This is a genomic window from Pseudomonas sp. B20, assembly GCF_020515755.1.
GTDB lineage: Bacteria > Pseudomonadota > Gammaproteobacteria > Pseudomonadales > Pseudomonadaceae > Aquipseudomonas > Aquipseudomonas syringae.
Map to the genome: position 1 here is coordinate 183382 of NZ_JAHPJG010000010.1, position 17177 is coordinate 200558.

Sequence of the window (17177 nt, forward strand, 5' to 3'; positions counted from 1 at the left end):
CGACGATTCTCCAGCAGGTTAGTGGGTGACATCCGCGTTCACTGCCTGATTCGGTGCGCGTAGATCGGCCAGAATCCCTCGCCTTACGAGCGGCAACAGACACAGAGCAGTTCCTATCCCACCGAACCAGAGCGTCCATTCGAGCCCTGCATACGTGATGATCAGAGAGGTCAAGACGCTGCCCATGGGAATCGCTCCCCAGATCATGAAGCGCTGTACCGAATTCACTCTGCCCAGCAGCGTCAGAGGCGTTTCGGTCTGCCTCAGTGTCAATGAAGTGGGGCCAAATACGCCTTCGCCCAGACCATGCAGAACGCTGGCAGCAATCAGCCCTGCAATAGAACCCGCGGCACCGAAGACGGCAATCAGGAACAGACCGCAGACCGAAGTCGCCGCAGCGATAACCAGCGTGCGCGAAATACCGAAGTGGTTCATCAACCGCGACGAGATTAGATTAGCCACCGGAAAACCTGCCGCTGCGGCACCGATTACCAGGCCGATAGTGCCGGGAGACAGCATCAGAACATCTTTGCAATACAGCACAAGGCTGGTTTCTATGATGGTCAGAAACAGCACATACACGGCACCGCATAAAAACACCGGCTCAAGTTTCGGGTGCGAAAAGACAAATCTCAGTCCGGCCTTTATATCGGACATGATCGACATTCTTACCGGTGCGACCTCGGCTCGATCCAGGTCAGTTCTCTGATGGCGAATCGCGCCCAGCGTGAGCGCCGAGACCAGAAAAGAACCTCCATTGAGCAAAATGGCTAACGGCGGCGCAAACACGGCAATGACGGGCCCTGCGGCCATGGGTCCGAGCGTTCGAGCGATCGACTCGGAAAAAAACAGCTTGGCGTTACCTTTCTGAAGCTCACTGGCCCTGGAATAGAGTTCAGGGAGAAACGAGTTATAGGCCACCTGAAAGAACACAGTGGCCACCCCCGCACAGAACACCAAAACCATCAGCAAGGGAAAGGTCATCCAGCCTTGCATCGAGAGCAATGCGATGCTTGCATACACGACCATCTGAACCAGATCAGCCAGTATCATTGTCTTGCGCTTCGGCAGGCGGTCAACCCACGCACCGACCGGCAGCCCGAAGAAAAGAAAGGGTACAAACATCAGAAACGGCAACAACACCGCCTGCGCCGCCGATGCACCGACCACTTGCACGGCCAGCAGCGGAAGTCCTATAACCAGAAACTGATTACCCAACAGACTTAACGATTGACCCGACCATAATAAATTGAAATTCCTGTGCGCAGCGTGCTGCACCGGATCTGTTGTTTCAGCGTCCATACCACATCTCCTGACTCATGGGAACGGGCCGCGCCTTGATTGGGGCAGCCGGCTGCCTCAACCGGCAATCGTGCGCAGCGCACCCGTTGAAAGGCTGTCGCCGAACTGCACACCACTGCAATCGATGGAGAAAGGCACTTGATAATCCTGCCCCTGCCGGACATAGACCGGACTGTCGAACCATTGAACGGCCTGCATCCAGTGAGAGCGACTGTTATGAGGATCGTTGGACAGACAGTTATCGTCCTTCAGGTACAGGTCGAACCAGAAAACAACACCATGCGCCACCGCGTTGGCGTCTGCGGTAAAAGTCATTTCTGACGCCATATCAAAAGAGACACGGCCCTCAAACCTGGCGCTGTAAAACTCGACCGGATCGCTGATCAGTTGGTGAGGCCAGGTCTGTAGACGAACCGGAAAATAGCCAGCAGTTTTGAATTGATTGAAAGCGCTGACATCCAGCCCATAAATATCGTCGTGCACACCGTTCAGATTGGCTACGTCCTGGCTCGATAGCAGACAGGCATTCAACGTGACGGCGCGAGGAATCACCTCAGCGTCCGGTTTCAACAACTCGCGTTTGGCATGCAACAGGGCCATACCGAAACCTTCGCCAAAAAAACCGCAGTCAACCGTTTCGGAAATCATGACGTCGATGTGCCGAGGCACGTCGACACCTGACAAAAGGTCCGTAGACATTTTATTAATGACCGTCACCTGCTGTTCCAGCCCGTTGGCGCGAATGATTTCCCGTGCCTTGTCGGCCACGCGTGTATTGAACTCGCAGGTGTAAACATGCCTGGCCCCTTTGCGAGCGATCAGCATGGCGAGCAATCCCGACCCGGTGCCTATATCCAGAACGGTTTTACCGGAAAAGTCTGTTGCTTCAATGGCCTCGTAAAACGCTTGGTTACGCTGGTGGTCATTCAACATCGCGAAGTGCCAGCGAGGAATACTGGTGACCCTATGAGGGGGCTCGCCCACGGCGGGGGAAGCAAAAACGGGTGTACTGTTTACACTCAACATTTCATCTCTCCGAAGATAATAATGATCGTCTTTCCATGCCGCACTTGATCAAACGTTCTGTATGAGGCGTTGAAAATCCTGAAGGCCGACCCACACAGCGCCCCTGTTTTGCACGTAGGGAATATCCAGATAAGGAATCCGGCATTTTCTGGTTTTCCTGCCATGCCAGGGGCAGGTCACCGACTCCTCATCCTCACTGCCATGCGTCAAAGGCCCGCCCCGGTGCTGGCACGTCATATCCTTGAACGTAATCTCTCCGTGCTCTCCACGTCGCATCTGAATGTATTTGAGCGCCGTTTTTATAACCGTGCCGTGACCTGAGCTTTCAAAGGCTATAAGTTGCATAGTGGCGATAATCCCCAATAGAAAGAATTCGGTACTTGCAAGACTCGGAAAGCACCCGTGCACCGTGCAGTCTGTTTTTGGCAATAACCACACACTCGCCAGGTCCCAGATCGCTGAAGCAGTCAGGGCCATGGCAAAACCTCAGCAGGCCTTCATCCACGATGCAGAACTCATCGCCGTCATGCACATGAGGAACGGAAAGTTCGCCTTTTGGCTCGTCAAGGTGAGTCACGGGTATCGTGTGGATACTGGCCAGTACTGCGGCTTTGATATCCATGCCCAGTTGTCGATACTGCGCACGCTTGTCCATCCATGTTATTTGCGCACACAGATCATCTTCCATGATCTGTTGCAGGGCGCAGGCCATTTCGATGCCCTTGACAAACTCGGGATATACACAAGCACCGTACTTCTCTGCCAGCGGCAACAACAGCTCATTCAACGTCATGGACCCGTGGTAGCCGTCGATATGAACATGCTCGGTGTAATAGCGCGTGTCGGCGTCTGAAAAACAGCGTTGCAGCAGTGCCTTGACACGTCCGCAGTAAGGACCGAATGAGTTTTCCGCATAGGTGATTGCGCCGACGTATTCAAAAAACCGTTCGGGGCTGCGCGTCAGCATATGAAAGTAGTTGTTATTGAGCAGAGAAGCATTCAGATAAAAATTCCAGTACGCATGTGAATGATCCTGGAGGCCGACAGATTTCAATGTTTCCTTGAACAGCGTGCTGTGTTTGGCAGCATGTCTGCCGTAGCCAAACTCATCCAGCAGCACACGGAACAAAGCCGATTGCGCTTCGCCGAAATCACCTTTCACAAATCGGGCCATGTGCGATGACTCGGGCAGGAAGTCCACGGCGTGCTGCATCAGCAGAAGACGCACCAGTACGGGCTGATCGGTGGCGTTTTCTATGAGGCTGATCGAATCGTTACCGGCGGAGGATGAAGGTTCCAGCCTGTTCGCCAGGTAGCGCTTGAACAACACACTGTCCCACTCTCCACCGACAGTCACTTCGTCCTGCAACGCGCCCAATACCCGGTGCTCCAGTTCAGGAATCAAGGTGGCGGCCAGTGCTCTGAGCGGGTCGCTGTAAGACGTCTTGAGGGCAGCAACAATATTTTCTGACGTGTCTGGCAAGTAGAGAAAATCTTGTTCATACAATGCAGTCAATGCCCGGTTCATCGTAAAGGATGAAGCGTCAAATAAGGTCGTTCGGGAAACAGGTTCAAAACTCAAATACGCGAATGCCTGGGGCCGAAGTGGTCTTTTCCATACGCTGTTTTTTTCAACCCAGGAAACACCATCTTTGTAGAGGTGTATGTCCTTTAAGCGAGCCATATGATCGTCGAAGTCGTATACAGACAATGCAGATTCCATTGCAATACTCCCAAGCCATTAGGTGCGGTCGATTAGATCAGGCAATCCATTACTTGCTTTCACACGTACGACAGCGCCAAGGCGCTCTAATACGTTCCGCTCGACGGCGCTAACAGAAGAGTAGCAGGCGGGACAATCACTTTATTTCAGGATGATACGAGGAACACCCCGTTTCTTGCTTTCACATTATCTTGGCAATCGAAAGTTTCACGTTCGACCTGCTTTCCGATTTCCAGTGTCGATACTCGGCAGCCATGCACCTGCCACAGGGGCGAAAACCGGCAGAAATAGCTGTCGGCTCGTCAATAAAAAAGACCCGGTGCTGCCTGTAACCTCCCTTGCTCAACGCCAGAAGCGCGGCGGGACAATTCAGACGACCGTATATCTTGCTTCGTCGATGCCCTCCCAACCGACCCGGCTCGCGGCTCAGAAAGGGTTCACCCTGTGCATCCACGAGCTTCCACATTGATGTGCGCCTCAGACCTTGCACTTGGCAAAAGTGGTGTCATCGTGCTCCTGGCCGTTGTCCAGTCGAAAATCTTCAGCCTTATCCTGGAATTCAAGCTCAAGCAATTTGCGCTTGCGCTCGACACCCCAACGATAACCGGATAAAGACCCGTCGCTGCGCACGACACGATGGCAGGGAATGGCAACTGCCAGCTTGTTGGCACCGCACGCGTTGGCGACCGCCCGTACCGCACTCGGCATACCTATTCTGGCTGCGATATCGGTGTAGGTTGCAGTCGATCCGGCAGGTATATCCCTGAGCGCCTGCCATACCCGCTCCTGAAAAACCGTGCCACGAATATCGAGCGGTAGCGCCAGGCCGGTCGCGGGTGATTCGACAAACCCCACCACCTCGGCGACCAGTTGTTCAAACTCTTCATCCCCGCCGATCAGATTGGCATTGGGGTACTGATCCTGAAACCTTTCGACCAGAACATTCGGGTCATCCCCCAGTGAAATGGCACAGATACCCTTGGTGCTTCTGGCCACCAGAATAGAGCCCAGTGAACTTTCACCCAATGCAAACCTGATATCGACATTGGCCCCGCCTGCCCGATATTCGGAAGGTTTCATACCCAGCATTTTCTGCGAAGCCTCATAGAATCGGCTATTGGAGTTGAAACCTGCTTCATACAGCGCACTGGTGATGGTCACATCGTGAGAGAGCTGGACTTTCACTCGCGAGCGTAAGGAAGCGACGCTATAGGCTTTCGGCGTCAACCCCGTAAGTTTCTTGAAGGTGCGGTGAAAATGAAAACTGCTCATTCCGACCTTTTCCGCAAGGTCGCTGAGGTTTGGCACCGAGTCGAACGTGTCGATCAGCCTGCAGGCTTCGGACACAGAAGCCGCATGCTTGATTGCCACGCTTTCCTGATCACTGTTGCCGCGCATGGACGGGCGAAAACCAGCGGCTTCAGCCTCGCCCTCTGTATCAAAGAATACGACGTTTTCCGGCTTGGGAAGCTTGGTCGGGCTGCACGGCTTGCAATAGATACCCGTCGTCACCACGCCATAGACAAAATCAGCGCCGATTCCTGAACGGCGGTTGATCAGAACATTCCAGCGCGGATCGTCTTCGGTCCGTGGAGCGTGCTCTGCGACTCGATTCTCTGTGCTTTCCATGGTAGTACCCCGCCTTGAGTTTCCATGAACATATCGTCAACCGAACCCATTGGCACTCCGACTCTTGCTTTCAAATTCGAAATGGGGCGCTTTCGACCAAATCGATAGGCACACGCCAAAGATACCAGGCCGCAACCGTTCTGAACGGTGCGAACCGTTCAGCCATAGCGGCCATCTCTTTATGACCGGGCTTGAGCTCGAGAGCATACAGCCGTCGGTAGCCTTCGCACACGCCATAGTCGCTGGCTGGCATCACATCCATCTGCCCCAGACCGTAGATAAGCATCATTTCCACGGTCCAGCGGCCGACACCCGGCAACTGGACAAGACGAGCGACCAGTTCCTCATTGCTCATGGCCAGTGCATCACTGATATCAGGGACCAGCCCATTGCTCCTTGCAACAGCAATAGCCTTGATTGCGCGGCACTTGGACGCCGAGAAACCGCAGGACCGCAGTGTCTGTTCATCCAGATCGATCAACGCCTGCGCAGCCGGGAAGGCGGTGTCTGGAAACAGGGCCCGCAGCCTCATGACTATCGCGTCGCCCGCCTTGGCATGTAACTGCTGATAGGCGACAGCCTTGATCAGTGCCTGAAATGGATCCTGAGCGGAAGTGACCGGGTGCAGGCAGGGACCGACGTGATTGATAAGCAACTCCCAGCGCCTGTCGATGGCCTTGAGCCGTTCGACTGCATGGGCGTGTGGCGCATCAGCCCTATCCGATTCTGGTGACATGGTGTTTTCCAAAGCGAAAGATATGAGCCGAGGGAAAGCTCAATGTGAGTGAGCCGTCGCAGTTTCTGCAAATGATCGCGTTATGCTCCAGCCCCAGCAACCACGCAGCCCTCCTGATCAGGTTCGCGCGGCGACCTGCATCATTGCGCATCGTGAAAGATAACGCCCAAAGTGAAGCGACTCCCCGTGAGAACCTCACTGACGCCATGCCGGGCGAAAACCGAGTAGAAACCCCGCCCCCCCCTTCACCGGGCGCCGGTTAACGGCAAATATCACCGCGTCACCGGCCTCCAGAGGCACGACGCTGACTCTCGACTGCATTCTGGGCCGCTGTTCGGTGATGACAAACTCGCCACCCGAGAACGCCTCGTGCGGTGGCGACAATAAAACAGCCATCTGCAAAGGGAATAAAGTGTCGCCATACACATCCCGATGCAGGCAGTTATAGTCCCCCGCGCCATAACGCAGTAGCAAGGGAGTGGGTCGGGTCTGACCAGCGGCGTGGCATTGGTCGAGGAATGATGAGTGCTGCTCGGGGTATCGGTGTTCGAATCCGAGATTCTCGTTCCAGCAGTTGGCCAGAGGCACAAGGCGACGATAAATATCAGACCTGAGTGCCGCAACAGGCTCGGGCAGCGGGTACGCGAAATACTTGTATTGTCCGGCGCCGAAACCGTGTCGCTTCATATCGATGCACGACCTGAACAAATGTTCCTGAGGGTACGACTCAGCGATGCCCGCGCAGGTGTCCGCTCGTAACAAGCCTGAAAAGACCGTAAACCCATGGTCGTTGATACGTCGCAGATGCTGGGTCCAGTTTTCCGAATCGAGCCTTGATTGCAGCGTAGGGTCGAGCATTGGCGTCCTTCCTTAAATGACATGCTTTACCCTACGCACACCCTGGGCGCAGCGCCTCCCGTTTATTGCTCCTGAATTCTTCGCTGAACCTCACCTGAACGACCTGCCGAAAACACAAAGCCGATAAAAAACAACTACCCGCATTCAAGAATGAGTATCATTATGTTACGCAGTGTTTCCGGCCTACGACTCGCTGAGACACGTTCACCCTACAGCTTTGACCCGGTGAGATATGCTCGTTCCCTTTTTGATCATGCTGCGCGAAGGCATCGAAGCCGCGCTTATCGTTGGCATTATCGCCAGTTACCTGAAGCAGACCGGCCGCGGCGAGTGGATGCCTGCGGTGTGGATCGGCGTATTTCTGGCTGCCGCGCTGTCGCTGTTCGTCGGTGGCGGGCTTGAGTTGATGAGCGCCGAGTTTCCGCAGAAGCAGCAGGAACTGTTCGAAGGCATCGTCGGCCTGATCGCGGTCGGCATTCTCAGTTCCATGGTGTTCTGGATGCGCAAGGTCGCGCGGTCGATCAAACATGCGCTGCACGAATCACTCGACGCTGCCCTCACCGGCTCGAAAAACCAGACCTACGCGCTGATCGCCATGGTGTTTTTCGCCGTGGCCCGCGAAGGGCTGGAGACCGTCTTCTTTCTGCTCGCCGTGTTCCAGCAGAGCGAAGGCTCCGGCGCACCATTGGGCGCCCTGCTCGGCCTGTTGCTGGCGGTCGGTTTCGGTGTGGCCATCTACAGCGGCAGCATGCGTCTGAACCTGAGTCTGTTTTTCCGCTGGACCGGGTTGTTCATTCTGGTAGTGGCAGCGGGCATTCTCGCCAACTCCGTTCAGGCACTGCATGAAGCCGGGGTCTGGAATCACCTGCAGGAAGTGGTTTTCGACATCAGTGCGCTGCTGCCGATGGACGGCCCTGCCGGTTCGGTACTGGCGGGCATGTTCGGTTACCAGGACGCGCCGACGGTCAGCACCCTGAGTGCCTACCTGATTTACCTGATCGGGGCGCTGCTGCTGTTCTTCAAGCCGCACACCCCGACCGCTGGCAAGGTCATGCAGCCAAACACATCTTCTGTTACGAACGAATAAGGGCCTCCATGTCTAACCGTCCCTCAGGGCCTTCCGGGAAAGCCCGGCCGCCCCGTGTCCTGCAATTGGCAGTCGCCGGCTCAGTGATCCTGATGATCGCCGCAGGCGGGCTGTTCTACTACGCCTCGCAGGTTGCGGCGAAAAAGCGCGCGGCCAATGCCGGTACTGAAACCGTGGTCAATATCCACGCCCACAACTGCGAACCGAACGCCTTGACGGTCGCCGCGGGCAAGAACGCCTTCCGCATCGTCAACCGCTCGGAGCGCGCCGTAGAATGGGAAATCCTCGATGGCGTGCTGGTGATTGAAGAACGGGAAAACATCGCGCCAGGTCTGAGTCAGGTGATCAATGCCAACCTGGCACCCGGCGATTACGCGATTACCTGCGGTCTGCTGAGTAATCCGCGCGGCACCTTGCACGTCACGCCGACGGCAGAGTCCGACGCCAAGGCCAAGGCGCGTCCGTCCATGACCGCCTTCATCGGGCCGCTCTCCGAGTACCGCGTGTACCTGAGCCTGCAGAGCTCGGCGCTGATCAAGGCCGTCACCGCCCTGCAACAGGCCATTGATGCCGGCGACCTGAGCGCCGCCCAGGCGGCCTACCTGCCCGCCCGCGCCGCCTATCAGCGCATTGCACCGGCTGCACAGCGCCTGGCCGAGCTAGACAATGCGATCAATGCCCGCGCCGACTATTACGAGAAACGTGAACAGGACCCCGGCTTCGGCGGCTTTCATCGCATCGAGTACGGCCTTTACGAGCAACACAGTGTCGAGGGCCTGGCGCCGGTCGCACAGCGTCTGCAAACCGACGTCACCCAGCTCAAGCAACAGTTGATGGCGCAATCGCTGGCGCCCGAACAACTGGCGGCCATTGCCACGCGCACACTGCGCAGCCTGGCTGATGTGCGCAGCAACGGCGAAGAGGAACGCTACAGCCACAGCGACCTCAACGGCTTTGCCGCCAACCTCGACGGCACCCGCAAGATCGTCGACCTGCTGCGGCCGTTGCTGGCCCGCAGTGCGGGCGATCTGTTGCAAAAGATCGACGCAGCCATGGCTGATCTGGACACCACGCTTGATGCGTTGAGCAGCGCCGATGGTGGCGTGCGCCCCTACGATCAGGTGAATGAGACGCAACGTCAGCAGATCGCCGCCAAGGCTGGCGCTCTGGCTGACGCACTCAATGGCATCGACCCGGCACTCGGCCTCTCCGGCCTTTGATTTACTGGAGCACAGCACGATGAAAAATCCGGACAGCAATCCAGACACAAGCAACGCTCCGGCCTCCCTGCAACGCCGCCGCGTGCTGATGGGGCTTGGCGCTGCTGCGGCCGCGCTGGCTGGCAGCAGCCTGAGTGGCAACGTACTTGCCGCAGCACCTGCACAAGTCGCCGAAGCGCCGAACAGTGAGAAAACGCAGGACCACAACGAGTTTCACGGCCTGCATCAGAGCGGCATCGTCAACCCGCGCCCTGCTGCGGGCATGCTGGTGGCATTCGATGTTCTGGCCGCAGACCGTGAGGACCTGGAACGTCTGTTTCGCACGCTGAACGAGCGTATCGCGTTCCTGATGACCGGTGGCCCGGTGCCGGAGATCGATCCGAAACTGCCACCGCCGGACTCGGGGATTCTCGGTCCGGTGGTGACCCCGGACAACCTGACCATCACCGTGTCGGTGGGCGAGTCGCTGTTCGACGAGCGTTTCGGTCTGGCCCCGATCAAGCCGAAACGCTTGAGCCGCATGACCGGTTTCCCCAACGATGCGCTGGACCCGGCCAGTTGCCATGGCGACCTGAGCATCCAGTTCTGCGCCAACACCGCCGACAGCAACATCCATGCGCTACGCGACATCGTCAAGAACCTGCCCGACCTGCTGCTGGTGCGCTGGAAACAGGAAGGCACCGTGCCGCCCCAGGCACCGAAGAAACCCGGTCAGCCGCCGGAAAGCGCGCGCAACTTTCTGGGTTTCCGGGATGGCTCGGCGAACCCGGATTCCAACAACCAGAAGACCATGAACGAACTGGTCTGGGTGCAGCCGGGCAGCGACGAACCGGCCTGGGCCGCCAACGGCAGCTATCAGGCGGTGCGCATCATCCGCAACTTCGTCGAGCGCTGGGACCGCACGCCCTTGCAGGAGCAGGAGTCGATTTTCGGCCGCAGCAAAAGCACCGGCGCGCCCATGGACGGCAAAGTCGAGAGCGATGTGCCCAACTACGCAGCCGACCCGGAAGGCAAGAAAACCCGACTGGATTCGCACATCCGCCTGGCTAACCCGCGTACCGCCGAAAGCCAGCGCAATCTGATCCTGCGCCGCCCGTTCAATTACTCCAACGGGGTGAACAAGAACGGTCAGCTGGACATGGGTCTGCTGTTCATCTGCTACCAGGCCGACCTGGAAAAAGGCTTCATTACGGTACAGAGCCGGCTTAACGGCGAGCCGCTGGAGGAATACCTCAAACCGGTCGGTGGCGGCTATTTCTTCACCCTGCCGGGGGTAACCGGCGACCAGGATTTCATCGGTCGCTCGCTGCTGGCGGCCGTATCGTCCACTCAAAACGCATGACCTATCCACTCCTGACCCGGAAGACACTCATGAAAAAGACGCCCCTGGCTTTGCTCCTGACCCTTGGCCTGCTCCAGACTCCACTGGCGGCCTTCGCCGCCACCGCGCCGCTGGATCTGGTAGGCCCGGTGTCGGACTACAAGATCTACGTGACCGAGAACATCGAAGAACTGGTCAGCCACACCCAGAAATTCACCGATGCCGTGAAGAAAGGCGACATCGCCACAGCCAAGAAGCTCTACGCCCCGACCCGCGTGTACTACGAGTCGGTCGAGCCGATTGCCGAACTGTTCAGTGACCTGGACGCGTCCATCGACTCACGCGTCGACGACCATGAACAAGGCGTGACGGCGGAAGACTTCACCGGCTTCCATCGCCTGGAATATGCGCTGTTCTCGCAGAACACCACCAAGGATCAGGGCCCTATCGCCGACAAGCTGTTGAGCGACGTCAAGGACCTGGAAAAGCGCGTGGCCGACCTGACCTTCCCGCCGGAAAAAGTCGTCGGCGGCGCCGCAGCCCTGCTGGAAGAAGTGGCAGCGACCAAGATCTCCGGCGAAGAAGACCGTTACAGCCACACCGACCTGTATGACTTCCAGGGCAACATCGACGGCGCGAAGAAAATCGTCGACCTGTTCCGCCCGCAGATCGAACAGCAGGACAAGGCCTTCTCCAGCAAAGTCGACAAGAACTTCGCCACCGTGGACAAAATCCTCGCCAAATACAAAACCAAGGACGGTGGCTTTGAAACCTACGACAAAGTCAAAGAGAACGACCGCAAAGCCCTGATCGGCCCGGTCAACACCCTGGCGGAAGACCTCTCGACCCTGCGCGGCAAACTGGGCCTGAACTGATCTGAAGCGCCGCGCCCGCCAAAGGTGCGGCTCTTTGCCCTGCCCGGTGGTTACTGCACCTGAGTGTGACGCGGAGCGTCACGAACTGCATTCCCACGCGGAGCGTGAGGAACGATAATCTCACTACCGCCATCGTGCGACGCTCTGCGTCGCATGCCGTTCGGGACGCTCTGCGTCCGCGCCTAGATCCCGCTGAACCAGTTATAGCCCTGATCCTCCCAATACCCCCCAGGATTCTCGTTACTGACGAAAATCTCCACGATGTGCTTGGGATTCTTGAAGCCCAGCTTGGTCGGCACACGCACCCGCAACGGGTAACCGTAATCAGGTGGCAGGGCCACTTCACCGAAATCCAGCGCCAACAAGGTCTGCGGATGCAGCGCAGTAGGCATATCCAGACTTGAGTAATAGCGGTCAGCGCACTTGAAACCGACAAAACGCGCCGTAGTGTCAGCGCCGATGTACTCCAGAAAAGTCTTCAACGGCACGCCGCCCCACTGCCCTATCGCACTCCAGCCCTCGATGCAGATCAACCGAGTGATGTCCGTGCGTTGCGGCAATTTGCGCAGCGCCTCCAGCGTCCACGGCTGCTTGTCCCGCACCAGCCCCGACACCGCCAGCTGGTAATCGGAAAGATCCAGCTCCGGCACGTTGTACTCAGGGTAGAACGCATTGAACGGGAACGGGTTGGTCAACTGCGCCTTGCTGTAGGTCGGCGCCAGCTTCTGGCCGTTGAATAGCCAGGCCTGAACCCGGTCATTCCAGCGCGACATGGCCCACAGCACTTTATCGACCTGATCGCCATCCTGCAGGTTGCAGCCCGTGAGCATCGACATCGCGCCCACGGTCAGCCCCGCGCGCAGAAACGAGCGGCGCTGGATATCGACCAGCTGACGCTGCTGCGCAGGCTCCAGAATGATGCGCTGAGTCGTACGTTTACGAGGTTCGTTCATGATTGCGCAGTTCCGTCTTCGTTCGGCTGGCGGCCGCCGGTAATCATCGGCAGCAAAGTACTGGGCACCAGCACGACCAGCAACAGATGGACGATGACAAACGCGCCGATGGCGGTCATCGCCCCGAAATGTACCCAACGGGCGAAATCGAATCCGCCCAGTAGACTGACCAGCCCCTGAAACTGCACCGGTTTCCAGATAGCCAGGCCGGACAGCACCACCAATACGCCCATGGCCAGCACCAGCCAGTACATCAACCGTTGCACGGCGTTGTAACGGCCTTTGACGTGGACCAGTCGAAAACGCAACGCGTCATTCATGTCACGCGTCACTTCGGACGGCCGAACCGGCAGCAGGTCGAGTTTGAAGTGGCGGCTGAACACGCCATACAGCACATAAATCAGACCGTTGATGACCAACAGCCACATCACCGCGAAGTGCCAGGCAATGGAACCGCCCAGCCAGCCGCCGAGTGTCAGAAATTTGGGAAAGGTGAACGGCATCAGTGGCGATGCGTTGTAGATCGCCCAACCGCTCATGAACATACAGACCATGCCCACGGCATTGACCCAGTGGGTCAGGCGCACCGGCCACGGATGGATGGGGCGGGTTTTCATGTCGAGATCCCTCTGATCAGGCATGGAAAAAGGCTGTCAGGGGCAGCCTTGCGCCCCTGATAGCCCTGGCGGTGATTACATCGGCGGTGTGAAACCGCCCTTGCCGACGGCCACACCACGAGCGGACTTGCCGTCGTCAGCCGGGAACACCACGACCTTGGCGCCCTTGGTCAACTGGTCGACCTTGCCTGGCTCGACGTAGGCGATAGGCACATCCTGCGGCACCACCAGTTTCTTCTCGCCGCCCTTGTAATTGACGGTCAGCGTGCGGCCATCGGTGCCGGCCAGCGTGCCAACGGTGCCATTGGTCATGGTGCCGGTGCTGCCATCAGCATTTTCCCAGCCATAGTGACCTTCGCCGCTGCCTTTGAGGCTCGCCTCAAAAACGGTCACTTCCAGCGCTTTCAGGGTGCCGTCCGCCTGCGGGATGGCAGCCGAACCGACAAAGCTGTCGTCTTTGATTTGCTTGAAGTCAGCTTCGGACACAAGACGAATACCGGTCTTGTCAGTCAGCTTGATACTTTCGTGCTGACCCGAGCGAGTGGTGAAATCGAGGGTGTCGGCGCTGACGCTGTCGACGGTCCCACGCATCGGTTTGACCACCTTCATGTCGGCAGCCTGGGTCATGACAGCGGCACTGAGCAACAGCAGGCCGAACGTAGTTGAGAGTGCAGTCTTCATCGGTACTTCCTTGGCAGGTGAGATCTGAAACCCATCTTTGCACCGCTACCGGCACCGCAGAATGACCGGGCAATGACATTTTTGTCATTCGTCGGACACCTTGTCGGCAACTCGTTAGACTCCGGCATCGGCGCACCATGGGTGCAGGCAAAAGCGTAGCGGACAAAACGATGCATATCCTGCTGATTGAAGATGACACCAAAACCGGCGAGTACCTGAAGAAAGGTCTGGGTGAGTCCGGCTACAAGGTGGACTGGACCCAGCACGGGGCCGACGGCCTGCACCTGGCGCTGGAAAACCGCTATGACCTGATTGTGCTGGACGTGATGCTGCCGGGCATCGACGGCTGGCAAATCATCGAAGTACTGCGCGCCCGGCAGGACGTGCCAGTGCTGTTTCTGACCGCGCGCGACCAGTTGCAGGACCGGATTCGCGGCCTGGAGCTGGGCGCCGACGATTATCTGGTCAAGCCGTTTTCCTTCACCGAACTGCTGCTGCGCATCCGCACCATCCTGCGCCGGGGCGTGGTACGCGAGGCGGACCACTTTCATCTGGCCGACCTTGAGCTGGACCTGCTGCGCCGCCGGGTGACGCGCCAGCAACAGGTCATCGTGCTGACCAACAAGGAGTTCGCCCTGCTGCACCTGTTATTGCGCCGCGAAGGCGACGTACTGTCCAGGGCACAGATTGCCTCGGAAGTCTGGGACATGAATTTCGACAGCGACACCAATGTCGTGGACGTCGCCATCAAGCGCCTGCGCAGCAAGGTGGACCTGCCCTACCCGGTCAAACTCATCCACACCGTGCGTGGCATCGGTTATGTGTGCGAGGTGCGGCCATGCGACGCCAGCCTTCCCTGACCCTGCGTTCGACCCTGGCCTTTGCCCTGGTGGCGATGCTCACTGTCAGCGGCGCCGGCCTGTACCTGTATCAGTCAATCGAAGAAACGGTCATGCAACGCAGCGACCATGCCGTGCTCGCCCGGCTGGACCACTTTCGCAAGCTGCTGCGCTATGACTTGACCATGGACAACCTCAAAGGCAGCCCGCAACTGTTCGAGAACATGCTCGACAGCGAAGAAGATATCTTCATCATCGGCGAGCCAGGCAAATCACCAGTGATCTCGGTCAACCCGCAGCACGCGCCCCTGCCGGAGCTGCCGACCGTGGCGCAGGACCAACCGCTGCGGGTCGACGACCTGCGCAGCGGCATGAGCCTGCAAGGCGTGCCGTTACGCGCTGCTGCCGTTCAGGTGATGTCCAACGGTGTCGAAGTACGTTTGCAGGCCGCGCACCTGATGGTCAAGGAAATGGCCATGCTCGCCAGCTTCCGTCAGCGCATCTATATAGCCGTGGCCCTGGCGTTTCTGATCACCGCAGCCCTGGGTTATGTGCTGCTGCGTCGCGGCTTGCGTCCACTGCGCAGAATGGCCGCCCATGCCGCCGCAATCACCCCGGCCAGCCTGCACAAACGCCTCGACAGCCGCGATACGCCCGTCGAGCTGCAACAACTGAGCGACGCCTTCAACGCCATGCTTGACCGTCTGGACGATGGCTACCGGCGCCTGATGCAGTTTTCTGCCGACCTGGCCCACGAAATCCGCACACCGGTCGGCTCGCTGATGGGCCACTGTCAGGTCGCCTTGCGCCAGAACCGCAGCGCCGATGAATATCAGGCGCTGCTGGCCTCCAATCTGGAAGAGCTGGAGCGCATCTCGCGGCTGGTGGAAAGCATTCTGTTTCTGGCACGGGCGGACGAAGCCCAGGCCGCGCTGGAACGTCAGTCGCTGGATCTGCATGACGAACTGCAACGGGTCGCCGGCTATTTCGAGGGGCTGGCCGAAGAACGCAACCTGACCCTGAGCACCCACGGACAGGGCACGCTGCTGGCCGATCCGATTTTGCTGCGGCGTGCATTGAGCAATCTGGTCGCCAATGCGATTCGCTACGCTGATGAAGACAGCGAGATTCTGATGCAGGTGACGGCTGTGGACAGGCACTGGAAGATCGATGTGGAGAACCGTGGACCGGTGCTGCCGGAAGCCACCCTCGCACGCTTGTTCGATCGTTTCTATCGCGGTGATGCCTCACGCCATGAGCGTTCGGATTCCAACGGCCTGGGGCTGGCGATCGTCACGGCAATCATGCAACTGCACGGCGGTCGGGTCGAAGTCGCTCAACCCGCCGTCGGCAGAATCTGCTTCAGTCTGATATTCCCGGCGGCCTGAAGCCTGCGGCGCGAAAGGATCAATTCTTTTTCTCGTGGGCAATGGCCAGCTTGTAGAACGTGGCCGAGCCGCCTTCCGTGGTGTAGCCGGTGTTGTCCTGCGTGTAGACCCCTGCCTTGAAATAGAACAGTTTGCTGGCCCAGGCTGAATCCAGCTTGGCGTACCAGACTGCGTCGAAGGCATTCACCGTCAGATCGCCAGACGGCGACAGGTTGATGGTGTAGTTGAACTGCTTATTGAGCGGCACACCCTGGGCGATGTTGATGACCTCGATTTCCGAGTCCGGCGTACGACGAAACTTGGCGACGATATTGCCGGTCTGCAGCTTCTCCTTGTACTGATACTCCACCTTCAGCAGCGGTTCGGTGCTCTGGTAGCAGTGAATCTGACCGATCACGATCTTGCCGCTGGAAGGCACCTGATCGACTTCCAGGGTCGCGCGCAGAAAGTTGTCGGCACTGGAGTAGGCCCAGTTGAAGACTCTTCCGTCCGACGTCGTCTCGCGCAATTCGGAACGCGGGTACTTGGCGTTTTCGGTGGTTGAACCCGTCACCGGTGCCCAGAAGAACAGCGTATCCCCGGACTGGAAATAGCCATCCCGATAGCCCTTTACCAATTTGGGGGTTTCGATGATGGTCGCAGGGCTTCCGACAGGGACGGAGAGATTCCAGGTAGCAAGGTCGATCATGGCGTAGCTCGCAAGGTGCGCATCGCGCACCAACTGAATGGCTCTGGAACGGGTGTGCTGGCCCGTTTGGTCATCCAGACTATCGGCTGAATCGTTTATTTTTTAAACAGCATCGACAATGCTTTGGCGTCAACAAAACGTCTAAATATAGCCGATGCCACCATTGCGATATCAATTGTTGCGATGAGGTTATGTGCCACCACCAAGCTGTAAGCGTTGATTAACGTGAAGAAG

17 protein-coding genes and 1 pseudogene are annotated in these 17177 nt (G+C 58.0%); 6 read left to right on the forward strand and 12 right to left on the reverse strand.

The annotated features are described in order from the left end of the window. Positions 1-18: 18 nt before the first annotated feature. The 8 genes and pseudogenes from LIX91_RS13425 to LIX91_RS13460 all read right to left on the reverse strand — a co-directional run bounded on the left by LIX91_RS13425 (position 19) and on the right by LIX91_RS13460 (position 7274). Complete coding sequence (locus LIX91_RS13425) at positions 19-1302, reverse strand: MFS transporter (RefSeq protein WP_004410992.1); 1284 nt, start codon at positions 1300-1302, stop codon at positions 19-21. Positions 1303-1359: 57 nt separating this feature from the next. Then, positions 1360-2328, reverse strand: a complete 969-nt coding sequence (locus LIX91_RS13430) for a 50S ribosomal protein L11 methyltransferase (RefSeq protein ID WP_226488610.1) — start codon at positions 2326-2328, stop codon at positions 1360-1362. Between the two features lie 48 nt (positions 2329-2376). After that, entirely contained in the window at positions 2377-2673 is a 297-nt protein-coding gene (locus LIX91_RS25845) for a Rieske 2Fe-2S domain-containing protein (protein WP_032703040.1), read from the reverse strand. Then, positions 2654-4051: an iron-containing redox enzyme family protein gene (locus tag LIX91_RS13440; protein ID WP_226488611.1), complete on the reverse strand. Its 1398-nt coding sequence runs from the start codon at positions 4049-4051 to the stop codon at positions 2654-2656. Before LIX91_RS13440 ends, LIX91_RS25845 begins: the two co-directional genes overlap by 20 nt. A gap of 181 nt (positions 4052-4232) precedes the next feature. Further along, complete coding sequence (locus tag LIX91_RS13445; protein ID WP_080115806.1) at positions 4233-4517, reverse strand: Ada metal-binding domain-containing protein; 285 nt, start codon at positions 4515-4517, stop codon at positions 4233-4235. Between the two features lie 11 nt (positions 4518-4528). Beyond that, positions 4529-5680 (reverse strand): bifunctional DNA-binding transcriptional regulator/O6-methylguanine-DNA methyltransferase Ada, encoded by a 1152-nt coding sequence (ada, locus tag LIX91_RS13450; protein ID WP_226488612.1) that lies wholly within the window; start codon positions 5678-5680, stop codon positions 4529-4531. 70 nt (positions 5681-5750) lie between these two features. Continuing rightward, positions 5751-6416, reverse strand: a complete 666-nt coding sequence (locus LIX91_RS13455; RefSeq protein WP_004411004.1) for a DNA-3-methyladenine glycosylase family protein — start codon at positions 6414-6416, stop codon at positions 5751-5753. 140 nt (positions 6417-6556) lie between these two features. After that, positions 6557-7274, reverse strand: a pseudogene (locus tag LIX91_RS13460) (2OG-Fe(II) oxygenase). A 232-nt stretch (positions 7275-7506) separates the two neighbouring features. On the opposite strand from LIX91_RS13460, the gene efeU reads away from it, so the two are divergent. Genes efeU through efeO (LIX91_RS13480) form a run of 4 tightly spaced genes read left to right on the forward strand, consistent with a single transcriptional unit; the run spans position 7507 to position 11777 of the window. After that, complete coding sequence (gene efeU, locus LIX91_RS13465) at positions 7507-8361, forward strand: iron uptake transporter permease EfeU (RefSeq protein WP_003417759.1); 855 nt, start codon at positions 7507-7509, stop codon at positions 8359-8361. 8 nt (positions 8362-8369) lie between these two features. Further along, positions 8370-9581 (forward strand): iron uptake system protein EfeO, encoded by a 1212-nt coding sequence (efeO, locus tag LIX91_RS13470; protein WP_226488613.1) that lies wholly within the window; start codon positions 8370-8372, stop codon positions 9579-9581. 19 nt (positions 9582-9600) lie between these two features. Further along, on the forward strand, positions 9601-10923 hold the full coding sequence (efeB, locus tag LIX91_RS13475) for an iron uptake transporter deferrochelatase/peroxidase subunit (protein ID WP_226488614.1): 1323 nt from the start codon (positions 9601-9603) through the stop codon (positions 10921-10923). A 29-nt stretch (positions 10924-10952) separates the two neighbouring features. Next, complete coding sequence (efeO, locus tag LIX91_RS13480; RefSeq protein WP_003417764.1) at positions 10953-11777, forward strand: iron uptake system protein EfeO; 825 nt, start codon at positions 10953-10955, stop codon at positions 11775-11777. A 182-nt stretch (positions 11778-11959) separates the two neighbouring features. Here the strand turns inward: efeO (LIX91_RS13480) and LIX91_RS13485 are convergent, their stop codons facing one another. The 3 genes from LIX91_RS13485 to LIX91_RS13495 all read right to left on the reverse strand — a co-directional run bounded on the left by LIX91_RS13485 (position 11960) and on the right by LIX91_RS13495 (position 14028). Continuing rightward, the gene (locus LIX91_RS13485; RefSeq protein ID WP_003417766.1) at positions 11960-12730 is read right to left on the reverse strand and encodes a molybdopterin-dependent oxidoreductase; all 771 of its coding nucleotides are present in this window, start codon (positions 12728-12730) and stop codon (positions 11960-11962) included. Then, the gene (locus tag LIX91_RS13490) at positions 12727-13347 is read right to left on the reverse strand and encodes a cytochrome b/b6 domain-containing protein (protein WP_226488615.1); all 621 of its coding nucleotides are present in this window, start codon (positions 13345-13347) and stop codon (positions 12727-12729) included. Before LIX91_RS13490 ends, LIX91_RS13485 begins: the two co-directional genes overlap by 4 nt. Positions 13348-13422: 75 nt before the next feature. Continuing rightward, positions 13423-14028 (reverse strand): hypothetical protein, encoded by a 606-nt coding sequence (locus tag LIX91_RS13495; protein ID WP_226488616.1) that lies wholly within the window; start codon positions 14026-14028, stop codon positions 13423-13425. A gap of 170 nt (positions 14029-14198) precedes the next feature. Here LIX91_RS13495 and LIX91_RS13500 point away from each other — a divergent pair, with 170 nt between their 5' ends. Next, on the forward strand, positions 14199-14888 hold the full coding sequence (locus tag LIX91_RS13500) for a heavy metal response regulator transcription factor (RefSeq protein ID WP_002554192.1): 690 nt from the start codon (positions 14199-14201) through the stop codon (positions 14886-14888). After that, positions 14867-16255, forward strand: coding sequence for a heavy metal sensor histidine kinase (locus tag LIX91_RS13505; RefSeq protein ID WP_226488617.1), 1389 nt, complete (start codon positions 14867-14869; stop codon positions 16253-16255). Before LIX91_RS13500 ends, LIX91_RS13505 begins: the two co-directional genes overlap by 22 nt. A gap of 19 nt (positions 16256-16274) precedes the next feature. Here LIX91_RS13505 and LIX91_RS13510 read toward each other — a convergent pair whose 3' ends face one another. Beyond that, complete coding sequence (locus tag LIX91_RS13510) at positions 16275-16943, reverse strand: polysaccharide lyase family 7 protein (protein WP_011268396.1); 669 nt, start codon at positions 16941-16943, stop codon at positions 16275-16277. Positions 16944-17177: the final 234 nt, after the last annotated feature.